This window comes from Pseudothermotoga sp. U03pept (genome assembly GCF_051235805.1).
In the GTDB taxonomy this organism is placed as follows: domain Bacteria; phylum Thermotogota; class Thermotogae; order Thermotogales; family DSM-5069; genus Pseudothermotoga_B.
The window spans coordinates 912,427-924,845 of the sequence record NZ_JBPNXV010000001.1 but is presented as its reverse complement, the minus strand read 5'-3'; the positions used below and the strand labels follow the sequence as shown (position 1 = coordinate 924,845).

The window sequence follows — 12,419 nt, the reverse complement described above, 5'->3', positions numbered from 1 at the left end:
AGATCACCCACCAAAGACTTCGGTGAGCAACTGCTGATAATCCCATGCTGCATCGATGTACAAAGAACACAAGTTTTTCAAGAAAGATCTAACATAGCCCAAGAGCGCCTTCTGAGCGGTGAGGTAGGTGTTTCTTGCGCTCAGCAGATCTTTCTCTGAAGCAACTCCCACCTTGTAATTGTTTTCAGCGCTGTCAAGCTGAGCCTTCGCCACACTCACTGTCTCCCTTTGAGCCTGTATGGTCTTTTTCAAATTTTCTGTAGTGAGCAAGAGAGACTGGTAAGACTTCTTCGTGCTGTTCTGCGTGTCTTTCAGGGCATTCTGAGCGATCTTCAATGTTCTTTCGTATTTTTCCTTCGTGTACTGTGATGGATTCACAAGACTTTCATAATCCATTTGCGCAACTTGAACATCGATCTGTGAAATCTGTATTGCAAGCGATTTCTCGAGCAACTCGCTGATGGAAGGAACTCTGACATCGATCTTGATTGCCGATGGGTCTAATGGCTGTACTTCCTTACCCAACAAGATGAGCAAATCTTCTTTTGACTGATCAAGATTCAATTTAGCTTCATCGAGGCTTGCTTGAGATTCAAGTCTTGTCGAACTTGCACTTTGAAGATCTTGTAGCGTTGCAGCACCCGTTTTGTACAGCTCTTGCGTCTGCTTAAAGTCAATTTCAGCTATCTGCAATTTGTTTTGAGCGATCTGAAGCTGAAGCGTGTTTTCCAGAACGCCAATGTAGGTGTCGAAAAACTCGCCGTAGAAACTCTTCATAGACTGGTTGTAGGTCTGCTGAGCACTGAGCCAGCTCTTTTGCGCGACAAGTTGTTGTCTTTTGTTCTTTGCCTCGATCATAGCTTTGTCGTAATCGTTCTTTGCCTGGTCAAAGTTCAGAACAGCCTTCAGATAGGTCACGCTATTTTGTTTTGCGAGTTCAACAACATCAACGATACCAGCATAAACAAAGATGACAAAACAGATAAGGACAACTGCAAGCAATTTTCTCACAACACAACCCTCCATTCTACGTTGATCCTGAACAAATTATAATGCCAAAATCTCAAACAGTTCCTCAACTCTAATTATTTTCTAATATTCTGTGTTCACCGTGCGCCAACGCGGCTTCCGCCACCACCGCCACCAATTCTCGAGCCACCTGAACCAGAGGAACTCGAGCTCACGGTCGAGGCTGCTACAGATCTAAGACTCGAAATCTCGCCGATAACGACGGGGTACCTGTAAACAGTGCCTGTAACCGGTGACGAAGGAGGCTCAGGATACAGCTTCTGCAAGTTTTCGATGACTCGTTTTGCCACGCCCAAAGCCGTTGCGTAGACGATGTACTCATCCCATATCGCGACAGACTGCGGCGGGTAAGTGGAGAGTGCGGAAAAGTCTTGAATGAACTTCTCAAAATTTTTCCACTTCAAATAGTAGAGTAAACCATCTCGATTCCAGCGTGAAAAGACACTCTTTTTCATGAGTAAAACGACCACACCTACACCTGCACAAGCAGCCATTAGCATAGTGCCATATCTGGCTAAGATCGAGTAAGTCGGACCCATGTTGTTTAAAAGAATCATTATCAAAAGCGGGACGAAGAGACCAAAGACTGCAGCAAATACCTTCGCGGCAGTATCTCCAGTTTCATCCAAATAATTCCTCTTTTTCACGTTGTTCAGAACACTTCTTCTCCAGTTGCTGACCTTCTCGAGAAACTCTTGGGCTTTGTTGGTCTTCTTCAATTCCTTTTTCATCGTCTTGAAATCTACTACTCCGTTGGTTGCAAAATCTGCGAAAGCGCTAAAAAGTTCTCTTCTTTCTTCACTCACGTTCAGTATCTTCAAACCAACTATTTCACCTTTCTCGTTTTCTACAAACTGGCACTCACCCTTTCTCACACCATCTAAGACCGCTGCAGCTATCGCATCATCGTCTGGTCTTGAGCAAGATTTCTTTACAACAGAGTTCACAAATTCAGGTAAGTCCTTATACGGTAACTCTCGTTCGTACTCCGCATTGTACTCTATTGACATCTCTCTTCCATACTTTCTGTAAATCTGTATTGGAACAACTAAAACAAAAAGTGTGTAAGCTATTACACCAAGAACAATCAAAGTTGTGCGAATCAAATATCCTCGCTCGGCTTTCTCAATCTCAGACAGTTTCAAATCCTTGTTGAGAAAACGTGTGCCAGTGCCTGTCAAACCCGGAAAGACAAATCTCCCTTCTATGAAACTGCTCGCCGGAATCCTTGCAAAGGAAAATTCATAAGTTCTTCCCAAGATGTTCTTGTCTTTCGTCTGAATTCCCCATGGATGGTGGTAAACCAGTGGCTTTGGAAAACTCTCAGGAAACACAACGTGCACATCCAAATGCTTCGTACCGACATCGTTGTTTTCGCCGATGTACTTGATGAACAACTGTGTGAAGTCAGCACCCTCTTCAAGAACATCAGTCAATTTATACTTGAAGGCAACTTTGACGATCTGCCCACCCTTTGGTACAGGCACATAGACATCCATTGACTGGCTGAAACGAATCTCAACATCGATCTTTCTCTCGGTCTTCTGATTGTAATAGATTCCACCCTGTAAGGGTGGACCTTCGAGAATCTCTATTTCAAAATCCTCGATCGTCGTTGGATAATCAAAATCAATCGCCCAGCTCACCAATCGAAATGGCTTGTTAAGTTTGTAGGTGATCGTTTCAACAACATTTGCTGTGCCATCTTCATTGAGCATCAATGAATACGATCTGTGAGGCAGTTCCAACAACCCAAAAGAACCATAGACAAGCCCAACGATGATACCAAAGGCGACAAAGCTTAAAAAGGTCACAACAAGAACGATCCGAAAGACTTTCATTAGGAGCACACCTCCTGTGTGCTCCATGATACCACAACTCAGCTCAGTTCGTCGAGGATTTGCTTTGCTTGTTCGTAGGTTAACTTGCCACTCGCTACAAGCCTAAGAATCTTCTTTTCTATGCCTTCTGATCTCTCAGCCCTGTTTGTTGCTTTAACCTGCACATCTCCCGAGGTTGTGTTTGCAGTTATTCTCATTCTCCCGTCACCAAAGAGATAATCTCGACCCTGGCGTGTGTAACCTACGTTTGTATTTAAATCTCCACTGGCTGTACGCATTGTTAATCTCATATTCGGTATGCCAACTGTTTCAAAGCTTATATCACCACTGGTAGTTGTGATAATCCATTCGCTGTCGCAAGTTACGAGATTTTTCATTGTCAGATCACCACTAACACTCGAAAAGACCAACTTCTCAATGGCTGGCGAATCAAATGTCATGTCACCAGATACCGTTTTCATCTGACAATCACTACAAACCACATCTTCGAGCAGGACATCGCCAGAAACGGTTCTTACCATCAATCTCTCAGTTCTTATCGAGCGTATCGTCACATCTGAGGAAACACAGCCAACCGATATTTCTTTCATATCAACAGGTATCGCAAGCTCCAATCTTCCTTCTGAGTGTGAAAAACCGAAGTTCAGAAAATGCTGATCTCTTGAACTCACCACCAAGGTGTCATCTTTGTACTCCAAAGATGGTTCTTGAGATTCGTAGGCAACGTAATTCTCTGACGATTGACCGAAGATCTTGATGTTGGCACTGACGACCTTCACCACGAGTTTCTTGATTTTGGCAAAGTCAATCAATTGTTTTTCCATCTTTTTCGCCTCCTAAAAACCCATGAAGATCACAATGACCCATATGACAACCAGTTCACCCGCAAGGTACACGATTATTGGAACTATATTTCCAACGATCAAAAGCAAGGCGTACAGACCAACGAAAAACGAATATACCAAGGTCACAGATTTCACTTTCATCTGCAACAATTTTGAGCCAATATAAATCAACAACAAGGCACCTATCACTCCACTAACCAGCAGGGCAATCTTCATTCTTCTCTCAGCCTCCTGATCTTCTCCAGAGCCTCCTGTGCTGAAATCTCTCCTTTTTCGAGTCTATCCAAGAGTTCGTCAACTTGCTTTTCTTCAGTCACTTCTTGCGCCTCGTAACCCAATGTTTTGACGATTCCTTCAAGCCTCGATCGCGCCGTTGGGTAGGATATGCCCAGTTCCTTTTGCAGGTCACTCAAATTTCCCCTTGCCTTTATGAATACTCTCAAGAAATTGAGTTGATCTGGTGTCAGTCTGAAAAACTCTTCTAACTCAAACCTCCCCTTTATAACAGTTCCACATGATTGACAGCTGAGTTCGGTTACAATCAGATTCGATCCACAGATTGGACATTTCGAGATGACACGAGCCATTTAAATCTCTCCTTTCATATTTTTAAGTTTACCTTTAACATATTGTACTCTTGCTTTCAATTTTTGTCAAGCTCACAAAGGAGTAACACAAAACTTCTTTTCAATGAGATCGACTCTGATAAAATCTGTTGGGAGGGATTTGTCTTGTATCAAAAGGTTCTGATAAAACTGAGCGGCGAGGTGATGTGTGGTGAAGGCTCCAGAGGCTTTGACAGAGAAAACATTGAATATCTTGTAAAACAGATCTCCAAGGTGGTAGACTATGGTGCAAATGTTGGCATCGTCATAGGTGCAGGCAACATATTCAGAGGTGAAGAGCTTTCAGAAGTTCCTCATTCCTTGGCAGATCAAATAGGCATGCTTGGAACTGTGATAAACGGCTTGTACTTGAAGGGTGCACTTCAAAGCCATGGAGTCAAATGTGTTGTTGTTTCACAGATATCGAACCTGCCTTCGATCAGACCCATACACTACGACGACATAAATCTGTATTTTGATGCCGGATATGTGGTTGTCTTTGCCGGCGGCACCAGTAATCCGTTCTTTACGACCGATACCGCAGCAGCGCTGAGGGCTGTTGAGATGGGTGCGAATCTTTTGATAAAGGCGACTAAGGTGGACGGTGTGTACGACTCCGATCCAAAAAGATGCAAAAGTGCTCACAAGTTCGAAAAAATATCTTACCAAGATGCCATCAAGCTGGGTTTGAAAGTAATGGACATGGAAGCTTTTTCCATCTGTGGAAGGTACAAATTGCCGATAGTCGTTTTGAATTTCTTTGAAGATGGTGCTATTTTGAAAGCTGTGCGCGGTGAGCAAATTGGTAGTATTATATTACCTGATTAGGAGGTGAACAGATGTACAACGAGATCATTGACATCAGGGCAAGAGAGGTTCTCGATTCAAGAGGAAATCCAACAGTCGAGGTGGAAGTTTTTCTGGAAGACGGAACTTTCGCTTCAGCAATAGTTCCATCTGGAGCATCCACTGGGAAGTTCGAGGCACTTGAACTTAGGGACAAAGGAAAAAGGTACATGGGTAAAGGCGTTCAAAGTGCAGTGAGAAACGTGAACGAAACGATAGCACCGAAGATCATCGGAATGAATGTCTATGACCAACCAGTGATTGACAGAGTTATGATTGAACTCGATGGAACTGAGAACAAATCGAAACTCGGTGCAAACGCAATTTTGGGAGTTTCAATGGCTGTTGCACGTGCGGCGGCTACAAGTCTGAATCTACCGCTTTACAAATACTTGGGTGGTCCCAATGCAAAGGTTCTACCGGTACCATTCATGAACGTGATAAACGGTGGAAAACATGCAGACAACAGCCTTGATATTCAAGAGTTCATGATAGTTCCAGCCGGTGCACCTTGTTTTGCTGAAGCACTCAGATATGGAGCTGAAGTCTTTCACAGCCTCAAGAAGATTTTGCACGACGCTGGACACGTCACCAGCGTTGGTGACGAAGGTGGTTTTGCTCCAAATCTATCCTCGAACGAGGAAGCAATAAAAGTCTTGATCGAAGCGATAAAGGCAGCAGGGTACGAACCAGGTAAAGATATCTTCATTGCCTTGGACAGCGCCGCATCTTCTTTCTACGACAGTGAAACGAAAACATACCAGATCGATAAAACACAAAAGACTACAAAACAGTTGGTTGAATACTACGTCTCTTTGGTGGAGAAATACCCAATCATAAGCCTGGAAGATCCTTTGGATGAAGAAGATTGGGAAGGCTTTGCTCAGCTCACTGCAAAGATAGGAAACAGAGTTCAGATAGTCGGTGACGATATCTATGTTACAAACATAAACAGGCTCAAGAAAGGTGTAAAAGAAAAGGCATCTAATTCCATCTTGATAAAACTCAACCAGATTGGAACGGTCACCGAGACACTCGACACCATAGAATACGCGAAAGAACACGGCATGACTTGTGTTATATCTCACAGATCTGGTGAAACCGAAGACACCTTCATAGCTGATCTGGCAATTGCGACAAATTGCGGAATGATAAAGACTGGCTCACTTTCCAGAAGCGAAAGGATTGCGAAATACAACAGACTGCTCAGAATCGAAGAAGAACTTGGCACTGCTCCACAGTACAAAGGTGTGGAAGCCTTTTACAGTATCAGTAGATGAAAACAGAGAAATTAGGTGTATAATTTTAGGCAACTCTCAGTGAACTTTGCGCGGCAAACAGCCGCGCTTTCTCTAACTGGTGATAGCATGAACGAAAGAAGCAGCATTTCTTCAAGAGCAGCTTGGATTGGAGTTTTTGCAAACGCAGGCTTGGCACTGGCAAAGATCTTGATAGGATGGATTTTCAAAAGTGCTGCGGTACTTGCAGATGGAATTGACACTGGCACAGACATCTTTACCTCTCTCACAACGGTCGTCTCGAGCAAGATATCGAGCCGTCCACCTGACGAAACCCATCCCTATGGTCACGAGAGGGCAGAAACAGTCGCAGCCAAGGTTGTTTCCTTTGTCATATTTTATGCTGGGGTCAGTCTACTCATCTCTTCACTCAAAAGGATCTTCACAGGTGAACACGTGCTCATCGCAGGTTTTCTGCCGCTCTTGGTGTCAGCAATCTCTGTTGCTGTGAAGAGCTGGCTGTTTGTCTATAAATACAGAGTTGGCAAGAAGATAAACAGCTATGCGTTCATAGCAGACGCTCTGAATATGAGAAACGACATATTTATCTCGTCAACAGTCTTTTTGGGTGTGGTGCTCAACAAAGTGGGACTTCTGTGGATAGATGGTATTGTTGCACTGATCATCTCTGTGATGATCATCAAGACCGCCTTTGAAATCTTCAAAGAGACCACCTACGAGTTGATGGATGGCATGACAGATCTTCAGATATACAACCAGATCTTCAAGGCGATCGAAACGGTCACGAAAGCCAGTAACCCTCATAAGGTTCGTGTACGTCAGGTGGGGTACAAGTACTTCGTCGACATCGATATAGAGGTCGATGGAAAGATCTCGGTGCAAGAAGGTCATGAAGTGGCAACTATGGTAAAGAACGCCATAATAAAACAGAACGACAGAATTGCCGATGTCATGGTTCACGTAGAACCAATTGGGAACATCGAACGTGAAGCCTACGGGCTGAATGAAAAGCAGACGAATGGAGGTGCAAAGAGATGATTCTCAAAGGTGAGAAAACCATTCTCAGACCAGTTGAACTCTCTGATATTGACCAATTGTTGAACATCAACGACTTGGAAGTTCGAGAAAACTTACTTTCGGTTTTCCCGTTGAATCACATCCGCGAAGAAGAATGGGTGAGAAAACTGTATTCCACTCAAAGTGACGTGGTTTTCGCGATCGTCCCGATCGAAGAAGAAAAACTTGTGGGTACAACAGGTTTACATGGCATTGATTGGGTGAACAGAGTTGCAGAGTTTGGAATCGCAGTAACAGACAAACAGTATTGGAACAAAGGCCTCGGAAGCGAAGCGGTTTTACTCACGCTGAAATACGGTTTCGAATACCTCAATTTGCACAGAATAGCTTTGAGAGTCTATGAGTACAACACAAGGGGCATTCACGTTTACGAGAAGTGTGGATTTGTACATGAAGGTAGGTTGAGACAGGCAAGATACATCAAAGGCAAATACCACGATGTTCTCATCATGAGTGTACTCAGCGATGAATACTTTGCAAGATCAAAAGGCTGAGAATCATTAAGAGAGTAATTTCAATTCAAAATTGTTATAATCTTTGCGGGGGTGTTTTCGTGAATCTGAAGATCTACAATGAGAAGATTCGTCTTCTTGATCCCATATGTTTGCCTATCTTTAAAAAGAACGGCAGCACAGGAGTCTTGTTAATCCACGGTTTTACAGGCAGTCCGCACGACATGAACTATTTGGCTGACAGACTTTATCAATCTGGTTTCACCGTTTCTGTACCGCGGCTTCCAGGACACGGCACCAGCCACAAAGACTTTTTGAACAGCAAATGGAAGGACTGGCTACGTCGTTCGATCGACGCGTACATTGATTTGACCATTCACTGTGATAAGATTTACGTTGTGGGACTTTCGATGGGGGCACTGCTTGCGACGATAGTCGCAGCGAGGTTCAAGTCGCCAAAACTGGTGCTCGCAGCTCCTGCCTTCCAAGTGACAGACAAACGATTGCCACTCACCCCATTGATGAGTCTTTTTGTCAGTTATACAAGAAAAGAACCCCCCAACTTTGAAGATGCCTCGCTCAACAAACTTGCACAAGAGTACTGGAACAAGATCTTCATAAAGCCTGCTGCCCAGTTGTACAGACTACAAAGAACTGCTATTGAACACCTTGAAATGGTACAATCTGAAACTCTTGTGATCGTCACTCAGAAAGACAACAGCGTACCCATGTCGGTCTTAGACATCATAAGATCGCGTTTGAAAAACCAGTTCAAAACAGTTGTCTTAGAAAAGAGTGCCCATCCCGTGACCAACGATATAGAGAAAGAACTCGTCGCTGAGAAGATCTTGGAATTCTTTGCTCAGTGACAGTCCAGAGTCAAAGGAGAGTTAAAGATGATAAAACTCACAGACGTAAAGAATGCAATGCAAAAGATATCAAAATGGTCTCATAGAACACCTCTTTTCACTTCTCAAACACTGAATGAACTTTCCAACAACTTCGTCTATTTGAAGGCTGAGAATCTCCAAAAGAGTGGTTCTTTCAAATTCCGTGGAGCTATGAATTTTCTCATGTCTATGAGCGAAGAAGAGCGCAGAAAAGGTGTTGTAACAGGCTCTTCAGGTAACCACGGTCAAGCTCTTGCCTGCGCTGGAAGATTGCTCGGAGTAGATGTCACCGTCGTTGTTCCTGAGGATGTCTCAAAGGCAAAACTCTCTGCGATGCTCAATTATGGAGCAACGATAGAGCGATGTGGCAAGACATCGAAAGAAAGGCTCAAACGTGCAGAAGAGATCTGTGTGCAAACTGGAAAGGTCTTCGTGCCACCCTTTGACCATCCCTGGATCATGGCTGGTCAAGGAACGATAGGTCTTGAGCTTGTAGAAGAATTAGGACACTTCGACGCAGTCTTGGTGCCGTGTGGCGGCTGTGGCTTGATAAGCGGCATCTCGGTTGCAGTGAAAGAACAACTTTCAAATGTGAAGATCTATGGTGTGGAGCCAGAACAGAGCAACAGCACCTATCTTTCCTTCAAAGCAGGTCAGCTGGTTGAACTTCACAAAATCGACACCATAGCCGATGGTTTGAGAACCACATCCCCAGGAAAACTCACCTTTCCATTGGTTCAAAAGTATGTCGAAGACATTTTACTTGTGACCGAAGAAGATATCAAGAGAGCTGTTCTCTTCTTACTCGAACGATTGAAATTGCTTGTAGAACCTTCTGGTGCTGTCACCGTTGCCGCCCTGTTAGCGAACAAAGTACCTCTTAAGAACAAGAGAGTAGTGGCAATACTCTCTGGTGGCAACGTTGATTTGATTGCCTTGTCTGAATGGATCAGAGAGATCAAGAAAAAAGAAGGTGATCAAAGTGAAACAGCGAGCCATTGAGTTGTTTGAAAGCAATTTGAGCTGTGCTCAGTCAGTCTTTGCCGCCTACGCTCCAGAGTTTGGCATAGATGAAAAAACAGCCGCGAAGATCTCGTGTGCCTTCGGTGGTGGAATGGCTCGATTGGCAGATGTATGTGGTGCCGTCACAGGTGCTTTTATGATAATCGGTTTGAGATATGGTGGCTCTGAACCTCAGTCGAAAGAAAAGACGTATCTTTTAGCCAGAGAGTTTGCTTCACATTTCAAATCACTGAATGGCTCGATTTACTGCAAGGAACTTCTTGGATGTGATATAAGCAATGCAGAAGAACTCGAACTGGCAAGAAGAAAGAACTTGTTCAAAACACTCTGCCCAAAGTATGTAAGAGATTCTTGTGAAATTTTGGAGAGTTTATTGCAATCTCAATCACACAGGTGATTCAATGAAGATTATTGAACTTGACAAGGAAAGCTGGAAAGATTTCAAGCTCCATTTCAAATGGTTCAGCAAGACTTACTATGCTTTGAATGTGAGATGCTCTGAAGATAATTGGACCATCGAACTGAAGCGGCACGAAAGCGAAAGGCTGATCTCAAAAGACTATTACGAACCTCTTTGGCAACAGTGGATGGACGATGAGAGCGATGGTACGTCGCAGATCTTTGGTGTCGAGATAGATGGACAGATCATCGCCTGGATGACCATTGCCAAAGAAAGTTGGAACAACAGATTGAGAATACACGAATTGCTCGTACTTGAAGAATACCGCGGCAAAGGTGTTGGCAAGATGCTCGTCGAAAAAGCCAAACAAATTGCACGAGAGCTGAACTGTCGTGCAGTTGTTTTAGAAACACAAACCAACAACAGCGCAATCGAATTCTACAAAAAGCAAGGCTTTGAATTCAACGGTTGTGATTTAACAGCCTATTCAAATGATGACATCGCCAAAGCCGAAGTGAGAATCGACATGGTTTACAAGATAGAGTGCTAAGACCTTGCAAATCAATGCACAAAATCTTGCACAATTCATTGACTAAGATGCGACATCTCATAGACAGCAAAATATGAAAAGTTCTGCAGTCGCCATAGTTGAAGATTTTATTGCTCGGTAAAAGTTTTGCATCTTGTGATCAAGCTTGTGATTTCACTTTTTGTAGGATCTGAAGAACCTCTGCTTGATGAAAAATCAGAGAACATGGACCTTTACCATCTTCAAGCAACCTGTTCTCTCGAATTTCCTTGAGTAATTCACCGCTTAGCGCTTCCTTCAGTGTGGTTCTCTTGAGATTGTGGGTACTGACTGTACTGACAGGACAAGGTGTCAGATCTCCAAACGCATTCACGTGTACGAATCCTCTTCCTGCGGAAACGCATCCACCGAAAGGTTGTTCATCACCTGGAGAATGAACAAAGAAGATTGGTTTTTCCTCTTTGTAACGCAAAACCTTTTCTCTGAAGATCTTGTGTTGTTCATCGCTGAGCATTTTTATATCCTGTTCGGCAGCAATATACTCGATGAAGAAACACAGTTTCACGCCGAGTGTTGTAAGCTTGTCTATATTTTCATCCTTGATCCAGTAAGTGAAGTTATCGCTGGTTATGGTTATGGAAACGCCACTGAGCACGCCTCTTTTCGAGAGCTTCTGTAGAACTCTTATCGCTTTTTCATAAACACCCATACCTCTTCGTTCATCTGTCAATTTTTCGTCTCCTTCCAAGCTCACAACGACAACTGTGTTAGAGGTTGCCTGTAACTGTCTCAAATTCTCATCATCGACAACTGTGGCATTCGTGAAAACAGCAAAGACACGATCTTGGTTAGAATAAATCAGATCGAGCAGACCATCGACTAAGAATGGCTCTCCACCTGCTATGAGAAAGGCAAAGACCCCGAGTTCCTTAGCCTGTGCTACAACGTTATGCCAGTCTGAGATTGTCATTTGTCTGCCGTAGATCCTCTCGACAAAACAGCCGCTGCACTGCAAATTGCAGTCGTTTGTAACACTCAATATCATCACGGGAGGCACTAACAATTTTTCTTTGCGAAGTAGCTGCTCGCGTTTTGAATTACATTCACGGAAGCTTTTGATCAAAACGAGTGACTGACGCAGGTATCTTGGATTTTTTAAGATCCATGGAATGAGAACTCTTGAAAACCTCGGGCTCACCGAGTTCGTAGCATCTGAAAGACCATCAAGAAAACTCAAAAGAATTCCTCCTTTTAGTCTTCTCAGTATAGCATTCGAAATCACAATAATATGAACAATTCTATGACAAGATGCGTAGATAATGTTCTTTCTACAATTACGGAGTCAGGCTTTCACTTTGTTGGATCTAATCTCTGAGATAACAAGCGACACAGCATATGAAATCATAAAACAAAGGCGATACAGCTCTTGCTGCTGGTGTTGCGACAACAGTGTTGATTAAAACCATGTACGAAGATGAAGAGTGCATCTGGACGGTTTCAATAGTGAAAGATGACCTGCAGGCTGGTCTTTCTGCTATTCTTGGAAAAAGTGGTGCTACCATTGAATTGAATGAGCGAGAGGACTTTGAAAGATCGAAGTGAATCATCAACAATTATACAAAT

15 protein-coding genes are annotated in these 12,419 nt (G+C 43.5%); 9 read left to right on the top strand and 6 right to left on the bottom strand.

Annotated features, from left to right (window positions below):
* Nucleotides 1-3 precede the first annotated feature (3 nt).
* The 5 genes from ACSFC1_RS04555 to ACSFC1_RS04535 form a co-directional block, all read right to left on the bottom strand.
* Nucleotides 4-1,011 (bottom strand): TolC family protein, encoded by a 1,008-nt coding sequence (locus ACSFC1_RS04555; protein ID WP_435564939.1) that lies wholly within the window; start codon nucleotides 1,009-1,011, stop codon nucleotides 4-6.
* A 95-nt stretch (nucleotides 1,012-1,106) separates the two neighbouring features.
* Entirely contained in the window at nucleotides 1,107-2,870 is a 1,764-nt protein-coding gene (locus ACSFC1_RS04550; protein ID WP_435564938.1) for a DUF2207 family protein, read from the bottom strand.
* A 38-nt stretch (nucleotides 2,871-2,908) separates the two neighbouring features.
* Nucleotides 2,909-3,694 carry a DUF4097 family beta strand repeat-containing protein gene (locus ACSFC1_RS04545; RefSeq protein ID WP_435564937.1) on the bottom strand — a complete coding sequence of 262 codons (786 nt, stop codon included), beginning with the start codon at nucleotides 3,692-3,694 and terminating at the stop codon, nucleotides 2,909-2,911.
* 12 nt (nucleotides 3,695-3,706) lie between these two features.
* On the bottom strand, nucleotides 3,707-3,931 hold the full coding sequence (locus tag ACSFC1_RS04540) for a hypothetical protein (protein ID WP_435564936.1): 225 nt from the start codon (nucleotides 3,929-3,931) through the stop codon (nucleotides 3,707-3,709).
* Nucleotides 3,928-4,302 (bottom strand): DUF2089 domain-containing protein, encoded by a 375-nt coding sequence (locus tag ACSFC1_RS04535; protein WP_435564935.1) that lies wholly within the window; start codon nucleotides 4,300-4,302, stop codon nucleotides 3,928-3,930. Before ACSFC1_RS04535 ends, ACSFC1_RS04540 begins: the two co-directional genes overlap by 4 nt.
* 144 nt (nucleotides 4,303-4,446) lie before the next feature.
* On the opposite strand from ACSFC1_RS04535, the gene pyrH reads away from it, so the two are divergent.
* The 8 genes from pyrH (at nucleotide 4,447) to ACSFC1_RS04495 (ending at nucleotide 10,817) form a co-directional block, all read left to right on the top strand.
* Nucleotides 4,447-5,148 (top strand): UMP kinase, encoded by a 702-nt coding sequence (gene pyrH / locus ACSFC1_RS04530; RefSeq protein ID WP_435564934.1) that lies wholly within the window; start codon nucleotides 4,447-4,449, stop codon nucleotides 5,146-5,148.
* Between the two features lie 11 nt (nucleotides 5,149-5,159).
* Nucleotides 5,160-6,446, top strand: coding sequence for a phosphopyruvate hydratase (gene eno / locus ACSFC1_RS04525; protein WP_435564933.1), 1,287 nt, complete (start codon nucleotides 5,160-5,162; stop codon nucleotides 6,444-6,446).
* Nucleotides 6,447-6,533: 87 nt separating this feature from the next.
* Nucleotides 6,534-7,463, top strand: coding sequence for a cation diffusion facilitator family transporter (locus tag ACSFC1_RS04520; RefSeq protein ID WP_435564932.1), 930 nt, complete (start codon nucleotides 6,534-6,536; stop codon nucleotides 7,461-7,463).
* Nucleotides 7,460-7,996: a GNAT family N-acetyltransferase gene (locus ACSFC1_RS04515; RefSeq protein WP_435564931.1), complete on the top strand. Its 537-nt coding sequence runs from the start codon at nucleotides 7,460-7,462 to the stop codon at nucleotides 7,994-7,996. Before ACSFC1_RS04520 ends, ACSFC1_RS04515 begins: the two co-directional genes overlap by 4 nt.
* Before the next feature lie 59 nt (nucleotides 7,997-8,055).
* Nucleotides 8,056-8,823 (top strand): alpha/beta hydrolase, encoded by a 768-nt coding sequence (locus tag ACSFC1_RS04510; RefSeq protein WP_435564930.1) that lies wholly within the window; start codon nucleotides 8,056-8,058, stop codon nucleotides 8,821-8,823.
* Between the two features lie 27 nt (nucleotides 8,824-8,850).
* Nucleotides 8,851-9,846 (top strand): threonine ammonia-lyase, encoded by a 996-nt coding sequence (locus tag ACSFC1_RS04505; RefSeq protein ID WP_435564929.1) that lies wholly within the window; start codon nucleotides 8,851-8,853, stop codon nucleotides 9,844-9,846.
* A complete protein-coding gene (locus ACSFC1_RS04500) occupies nucleotides 9,827-10,264 on the top strand; it encodes a C-GCAxxG-C-C family protein (protein WP_435564928.1) in 438 nt (145 codons plus the stop codon). The genes ACSFC1_RS04505 and ACSFC1_RS04500 overlap by 20 nt, the downstream gene beginning before the upstream one ends.
* A gap of 4 nt (nucleotides 10,265-10,268) precedes the next feature.
* Entirely contained in the window at nucleotides 10,269-10,817 is a 549-nt protein-coding gene (locus ACSFC1_RS04495) for a GNAT family N-acetyltransferase (RefSeq protein ID WP_435564927.1), read from the top strand.
* Between the two features lie 139 nt (nucleotides 10,818-10,956).
* Here ACSFC1_RS04495 and ACSFC1_RS04490 read toward each other — a convergent pair whose 3' ends face one another.
* Nucleotides 10,957-12,033: a radical SAM/SPASM domain-containing protein gene (locus tag ACSFC1_RS04490; RefSeq protein ID WP_435564926.1), complete on the bottom strand. Its 1,077-nt coding sequence runs from the start codon at nucleotides 12,031-12,033 to the stop codon at nucleotides 10,957-10,959.
* A gap of 212 nt (nucleotides 12,034-12,245) precedes the next feature.
* Between ACSFC1_RS04490 and ACSFC1_RS04485 the strand changes: the two genes are divergently transcribed.
* A complete protein-coding gene (locus ACSFC1_RS04485; protein WP_435564925.1) occupies nucleotides 12,246-12,398 on the top strand; it encodes a hypothetical protein in 153 nt (50 codons plus the stop codon).
* The last annotated feature ends 21 nt before the right edge of the window (nucleotides 12,399-12,419 follow it).

Excerpts from the sequence above, each read along its gene's own strand:
- ACSFC1_RS04550 (WP_435564938.1), bottom strand. The coding sequence starts at position 2,870 with ATGAAAGTCTTTCGGATCGTTCTTGTTGTGACCTTTTTAAGCTTTGTC.
- ACSFC1_RS04545 (WP_435564937.1), bottom strand. The coding sequence starts at position 3,694 with ATGGAAAAACAATTGATTGACTTTGCCAAAATCAAGAAACTCGTGGTG.
- ACSFC1_RS04540 (WP_435564936.1), bottom strand. The coding sequence starts at position 3,931 with ATGAAGATTGCCCTGCTGGTTAGTGGAGTGATAGGTGCCTTGTTGTTG.
- ACSFC1_RS04535 (WP_435564935.1), bottom strand. The coding sequence starts at position 4,302 with ATGGCTCGTGTCATCTCGAAATGTCCAATCTGTGGATCGAATCTGATT.
- eno (WP_435564933.1), top strand. The coding sequence starts at position 5,160 with ATGTACAACGAGATCATTGACATCAGGGCAAGAGAGGTTCTCGATTCA.
- ACSFC1_RS04520 (WP_435564932.1), top strand. The coding sequence starts at position 6,534 with ATGAACGAAAGAAGCAGCATTTCTTCAAGAGCAGCTTGGATTGGAGTT.
- ACSFC1_RS04515 (WP_435564931.1), top strand. The coding sequence starts at position 7,460 with ATGATTCTCAAAGGTGAGAAAACCATTCTCAGACCAGTTGAACTCTCT.
- ACSFC1_RS04505 (WP_435564929.1), top strand. The coding sequence starts at position 8,851 with ATGATAAAACTCACAGACGTAAAGAATGCAATGCAAAAGATATCAAAA.
- ACSFC1_RS04495 (WP_435564927.1), top strand. The coding sequence starts at position 10,269 with ATGAAGATTATTGAACTTGACAAGGAAAGCTGGAAAGATTTCAAGCTC.